Genomic DNA, 6,423 nt, shown 5'->3' with positions numbered 1-6,423 from the left:
GCGTACTTCACGGTCACGCCGCGATGGGTCAGCTTCTCGGTCAGTTCCTTCAGTGCATGCTGCGCCCGCGCGACCGCCAGGCCGTAGCCCGGCACGATGATCACGGTGTCGGCGTTGGTCAGCAGGAAGGTCGCGTCGTCGGCCGAACCGGATTTCACCGGCCGGGCTTCTTTCGAGCCCGCCGGGCCGGCCGCCTCCGCCGTGTTGCCGAAACCACCGAGCAGGACGTTGAAGAACGAACGGTTCATCGCCTTGCACATGATGTACGAGAGGATCGCACCGCTTGAGCCCACCAGCGAACCGGCGATGATCAGCATCGAGTTGTTCAGCGAGAAGCCGATGCCCGCCGCCGCCCAGCCGGAGTAGCTGTTGAGCATCGACACGACCACGGGCATGTCGGCGCCACCAATCGGGATGATGATCAGCACGCCGAGCACGAAGGCCAGGGCCAGCATCACGGCGAAAGCGGTGTAGTCACCGGTGAGCATGAAGGTCACGCCCAGGCCCAGKGTGGCCAGRCCCAGCAGCAGGTTCAGCTTGTGCTGGCCGCTGAACTGGACCGGTGCACCCTGGAACAGGCGGAACTTGTACTTGCCGGCCAGCTTGCCGAAGGCAATGACCGARCCRGAGAAGGTGATTGCACCGATGGCGGCACCGAGGAACAGTTCCAGGCGGTTACCGGCCGGGATCGCGTCACCGAGTTGCTTGACGATGCCCAGCGACTGCGGCTCGACCACGGCGGCYACGGCGATGAACACCGCSGCCAGGCCGATCATGCTGTGCATGAAGGCGACCAGTTCRGGCATCTTGGTCATTTCMACGCGTTTGGCCATGATCGAACCGGCGGTGCCGCCGATCAGCAGGCCGACGATCACGTAGACGATMCCGTCKTGCGCCARCTCGGAGCCSAGCTTGTAGATCAGGCCSACCGTGGTGAGGATCGCCAGGCCCATGCCGAGCATGCCGAACAGGTTGCCGCGACGCGACGTGGTGGGGTGCGAGAGRCCCTTGAGCGCCTGGATGAAGCAGACCGAGGCGATCAGATACAGGGACGTAACCAGGTTCATGCTCATGCTTGTTGCACCTCAGCCTTGACTGCTGCGGCCTTGGCGRCCGGAGCTTTGGCCGCTTTCTTCTTGAACATTTCCAGCATGCGCCGGGTCACCAGGAAGCCACCAAACACGTTGACCGCGGCCARGGCCACGGCCAGGGTGCCCATGGTCTTGCCCAGCGGGGTCACGGTGAGGGCGGCGGCGAGCATGGCGCCGACGATCACGATGGCCGAGATGGCGTTGGTCACCGCCATCAGTGGCGTGTGCAGGGCCGGTGTGACGTTCCAGACCACGTGGTAGCCGACATAGATCGCCAGCACGAAGATGATCAGGTTGTAGATACCGTGAGAGATCAGCATGTCTTCCATTGTTTTTATCCTCAGCCGTTCTTGCGCACGATCTGGCCGTCGCGGCACATCAGGCACGCGGCGACGATATCGTCTTCCAGGTTGATCACCAGTTGTCCTTCTTTATCGAACAACAGTTTCATGAAGTCCAGCAGGTTGCGGGCGTACAGCGCCGAAGCATCGGCCGCCACGGCGCTGGCCAGGTTGGTCGGGCCCACGATGGTCACGCCATGTTCGACGACCACCTGATCGGCCACGGTCAGCGGGCAGTTACCGCCCTGGGCGGCCGCGAGGTCGATGACCACCGAACCCGGTTTCATCTGGGCCACGGTTTGCGCGCTCAGCAGCGTCGGTGCCTTGCGGCCGGGAATCAGCGCGGTGGTGATCACGATGTCCGCCTGCTTGGCGCGTTCGTGCACGGCCGCRGCCTGGCGCTGCATCCAGCTGGCCGGCATCGGGCGGGCGTAACCGCCGACACCGACGGCGCATTCRCGTTCTTCGTCGGTCTCATAAGGCACGTCGACGAACTTGGCGCCGAGGGATTCGATCTGCTCTTTCACCGCAGGACGCACGTCGGACGCTTCGATCACCGCCCCCAGGCGTTTGGCGGTGGCGATGGCCTGCAAGCCGGCCACGCCGGCACCGAGGATCAGCACGCGCGCCGCTTTCACGGTGCCCGCCGCGGTCATCAGCATCGGCATGAARCGCGGGTAGTGGTGCGCGGCCAGCAACACGGCCTTGTAACCGGCGATGTTGGCTTGCGAGGACAGCACGTCCAGGCTTTGSGCRCGGGAGGTGCGCGGCGCCGCCTCCAGGGCAAAGGCGGTAATGCCGCACTCGGCCAGCTTGGCGATGGTTTCGTTGCTGAACGGGTTGAGCATCCCCACCACAACGGTGCCGCTTTTAATCAGCGCCAGCTCGCTGTYGCTGGGCGCGACCACCTTCAAAATCAGCTCTGCGCCAAACGCGTCATTGGCGCTGCCAATGGTTGCGCCGGCCGCTTCATAGGCACTGTCGACAACGCTGGCATTGACGCCGGCGCCGCTTTGTACAGTGACCTTATGACCCTGGCTGATCAGCTTCTTGATGGTTTCCGGGGTTGCGGCAACCCGTGTTTCACCGGTCTGGGTTTCGAGAGGAACACCAATGTGCACGTCAAATCTCCTGCGTGATCTTGTTGAGTAAACCCAGGCACTACGGATGAATGGGGGTGGCAAGGACGGCCGATCAGCACGATTGCGCCAAATCGGAACGATCAATCATTCGAACACTGGCAAAAGTCGATTCGTTTCGAGCCTGGTCGAGCGCTGTCAGCGGTCTGGTCGATGACTGCTGCGTAGTCGCAAGCGTTGCCGGTTTGTGACTCATTTCAGAGCCGCAACGCTCGTCGCTGGGTGGAACACCAAAGTACTCGCGATAGCATTTGGAAAAGTGGGGTGTGGACACGAAACCGCATACATACGCCAACTCAATGATCGACAATGATGTTTGCTTAAGCAGTTGTCGCGCTCGAACAAGACGTAACCTCATGTAGTAGCGTGACGGCGTACAGTGAAGGTATTTCTGAAATAGCCGCTCTAGCTGTCGACGCGACAGATCAACGTATTGTGCAAGGTTATCCAGGTCGAGCGGTTCCTCGAGGTTGGCCTCCATCAACGCAACGATCTCCTGCAGCTTGGGCTGATGAGTTCCCAACACGTGCTTGAGCGGAACGCGCTGATGGTCCTGTTCGTTGCGGATGCGCTCGTAGACAAACATCTCAGAGATGGCAGCCGATAATTCACGACCATGATCGCGACCGATCAGATGCAACATCATGTCCATAGGGGCCGTTCCGCCGGAGCTTGTGAAGCGGTTTCGGTCGAGGGTGAACAGACTCGAACTGATGCTGACCCGCGGAAAAGCTTCTTGCATGGCGGCCAGAAACTCCCAGTGCACACTGCACTCATAACCGTCGAGCAGCCCGGCTTTGGCCAGTGCCCAACTGCCCGTGCACACGCCTCCCAGCCGTCTGGATTGACGCGCCAGGGCTTGCAGCCAGGTAATGTGCTCGCGGGTAATCACGCTCTGGATTCCAACACCGCCGCACACGATTACAGTGTCCACCACCAATGGATTGCTCCACGAAGCATCCGGGGTGATCGGCACGCCATCACTGGCCCAGACAGGCTCACCACCGGGGCTGAACGTATGCCAGCGATACAGCTGTTGTCCCGACAACTGATTGGCCATGCGCAGGGGCTCTACGGCTGACGCCAGGGAAATCAACGTGAACTTGTCCAGTAGCAGAAAACCAACTGATTTTGTAGGGGTACTGTCGGGCACGGTGGATTTCGATGACATCGGGGGTCATGCCCTCACAAAGAGCGATTACGGACTGAGACACAGGAGCTTGTAATACCCCCAGCCTTGGCGCGCGGGGGGTATCAGGTTCGGCGCAAATACCTCCCTGGTTTTATCCCACCGACGTCGCCCTTGCATCCCGCGCAGGTTGACGCGATGTCACAAGACCGATAAAGGAAATCGCCAGCGCCAGTCCAATGGTCGAGCTCACTTCGCTACGGTGTTCCGGGGTGATCATCATCACCGCCAACGCTGCGCAAATGAACGCGATCACCAGCCATGTGAGCCAAGGGAACAGCCACATGCGAAAGGCCAGTTCGACATTCTGCCGACGTAGCATCCGGCGCATACGCAGCTGCGACACCGCAATGGCCAGGTACACCAGCAAGGCAATCGCACCGGAGCTGGCCAGCAGGAAGTCAAACAGCCCGGCGGGCATGAAGTAGCTCCACACGGTGATCGCTGCACCCAGCACGGTGCTGGCGATGACGGCTGCCCGCGGCACGCCTTCAGAGGAGGTCGCCTTCAGCGCCTTCGGCGCATCGCCACGACGGCCCAGCGAGTACAGCATGCGCGAGGCAATGTAGATCGAGGAGTTCATGCAGCTGGCCACAGCGATCAGTACTACGACGTCCACCATGAACTTGGCATGGGGAATGTTCATGATTTCCAGTGCGCGCTGGTAAGAACCTACCGAGGCCAACAGAGGATCGTTCCAGGGCACCACGGAGATGACCACGAAAATCGACAACAGGTAGAACACGCCGATGCGCCAAATCACCGAACGCGTGGCCTTGGCAATGTTCTGCGACGGGTTGTCGGATTCGGCGGCGGCGATGGTGACCGCTTCAGTACCAATGAAGCTGAACATGATGGTGATGAACGCGCCGACTACCGCCGACAGGCCGTTGGGGGCGAATCCGCCATGCTCGGCCATCAGTCCGCTCAGTCCGCTGACTTCCCGATCGGGCACCCAGCCCATCAGCACGGCAAAACCCACGCCGATGAAGCCGATGATCGCCACCACCTTGGCCATGGCGAACCAGAATTCGAATTCGCCGTACTTGGAGACACTGAACAGATTGGTGATCACCAACGCAATGATCGACACCAGGGCGAACAGCCAGGCATCGATCTGGGGAAACCACTGGTTCAACACATGGCCGGCGGCCAGTGCTTCGATAGGGATCACCAGCACCCAGAACCACCAGTAGAGCCAACCGATGGTAAAGCCCGCCCAACGTCCGATGGCCTGGTCGGCATAGGTGGAGAACGAACCGGTGTCCGGGTTGGCCACCGCCATTTCACCGAGCATGCGCATGACCAGAACGACGAGCAGGCCGGAGAAGAGATAGGCCAGGAGGACGGCCGGCCCGGCAGCTGCAATGGCATGTCCTGAGCCAACGAACAAACCGGCGCCGATGATACCGGCGATTGACAGCATTGTGACGTGACGAGGCTTGAAGCCCTGCGCCAATTGGCCACTCGAATCCTTGGAGTTCGGGCTAATCATTGGTTTTTTTTTCTCTACTGATCGACATTTAAGCGAATTGATAGGGGCACAGATCATCATCATTGTTGCCTGCCGGGCTTCCTGAAGGAGGCACCCTTCAAACGCTGCAGTTCTTATCAAACCCATCATCGCGATGTGGTTATTTCGATAAAAAGATGCGCCACCTTACCCGGCTTGTCCGATGATTCAATTACCTGATCACGCCACCTCCGTGTCTGATATCGACATATGAATACATTGTGTTCGCGGTTAAAACCAGTCAGTCACTAAGTGGCCAAAGGCAGTCATCTCCTGTTCGTTGAGAGTTCTTTTAATAAAGTAGCGTCGATCCTCGTGTTGGCGCCGATGCCGAATACACCCAGTTGCCGAGATGTCACTGACCCAGTCTGATTCCTCACAAATCGATGCCTGTGCTGGAATTGAGCTGATTTGGAGGTGGGTCGGTCTTGCGTCGGCACGTGGTTCAATTCGGCATCGGCGTCAACAAGGGCGTTTATTTCCACCAATACTCGATCTGAACCCCTACGTTGGAGCCTTGCAAGTCTGTACCAAACGCACCGGTATCAGACAGAGCCGATCCCGGAGATTGCAAGCTGGCGGCGCGTTGCGCAGCCTTGTTCCAGGTAGCGTAGGTGTAATACAGACGAAATTCCGGCCTGTCCCAGAATCCCGGGCCCTTCGGTGACCAAGTCGGCGCGATGGTGTACTTAGTGAGTTTTCGGGTACCGTCTGCGGCTTCAACCTGGTCGCGCCCAACTTCGGTGATCAACTTGAACTGATCCGTGAACGCATAAATTGGCCGAACACCAATGGATAACCAGTTCTGATCATCACCTTCAGGGCGCGTGTCTTTTTGATAGACCAGTTCAACTTGACCACTGAAAGCATGAGTCAACTGCCAATCGAAAAACTCCACGAGCCTCCAGCTCTTGTTGCTCTCATCCAGCGTGGTATCACCGGTGTAGCCCAATGCGGTGCCTGGCCCTCGGCCGTATTGAACAGCGAACTTGTTGACTCCGCCCAGAAACGCAACCTGCTTGTGCTGGGCAACCACCGACCAGCCCTGATGAGCATCCTCACGGCTCGGCTTGTCCAGATAACTGACGCCCAGTTGAACCTCGCCACCGGGATTTGTGTTGAATCCGCTGACGGTCACATCATGCCGGGT

The 6,423-nt window shown here is 59.4% G+C and carries 6 protein-coding genes; all 6 read right to left on the bottom strand.

Features of this window, described 5'->3' with window-relative positions:
- Window positions 1-1,073, bottom strand: a 1,073-nt coding sequence (locus tag ACXRVY_RS14160) for an NAD(P)(+) transhydrogenase (Re/Si-specific) subunit beta (RefSeq protein ID WP_458237601.1), incomplete at its 3' end; no start/stop codon positions are given.
- Window positions 1,070-1,420, bottom strand: coding sequence for an NAD(P) transhydrogenase subunit alpha (locus ACXRVY_RS14155; RefSeq protein WP_458237600.1), 351 nt, complete (start codon window positions 1,418-1,420; stop codon window positions 1,070-1,072). The genes ACXRVY_RS14155 and ACXRVY_RS14160, both read right to left, overlap by 4 nt.
- 11 nt (window positions 1,421-1,431) lie before the next feature.
- Window positions 1,432-2,553, bottom strand: a complete 1,122-nt coding sequence (locus ACXRVY_RS14150) for a Re/Si-specific NAD(P)(+) transhydrogenase subunit alpha (protein ID WP_457265722.1) — start codon at window positions 2,551-2,553, stop codon at window positions 1,432-1,434.
- 73 nt (window positions 2,554-2,626) lie between these two features.
- A complete protein-coding gene (gbdR, locus tag ACXRVY_RS14145; protein ID WP_223458732.1) occupies window positions 2,627-3,742 on the bottom strand; it encodes a choline metabolism transcriptional regulator GbdR in 1,116 nt (371 codons plus the stop codon).
- 112 nt (window positions 3,743-3,854) lie between these two features.
- On the bottom strand, window positions 3,855-5,255 hold the full coding sequence (gene gabP / locus ACXRVY_RS14140) for a GABA permease (protein ID WP_108219393.1): 1,401 nt from the start codon (window positions 5,253-5,255) through the stop codon (window positions 3,855-3,857).
- Window positions 5,256-5,748: 493 nt separating this feature from the next.
- Window positions 5,749-6,423, bottom strand: a 675-nt coding sequence (locus ACXRVY_RS14135) for a carbohydrate porin (protein WP_458237599.1), incomplete at its 5' end; no start/stop codon positions are given.

This window comes from Pseudomonas sp. P5_A2_2, from assembly GCF_054177685.1.
This window is presented reverse-complemented; position numbering and strand designations above follow the sequence as displayed.

Bases quoted from the DNA above. Each gene is read 5' to 3' on its own strand.
- gbdR (WP_223458732.1), bottom strand. From the start codon at position 3,742: ATGTCATCGAAATCCACCGTGCCCGACAGTACCCCTACAAAATCAGTT.
- gabP (WP_108219393.1), bottom strand. From the start codon at position 5,255: ATGATTAGCCCGAACTCCAAGGATTCGAGTGGCCAATTGGCGCAGGGC.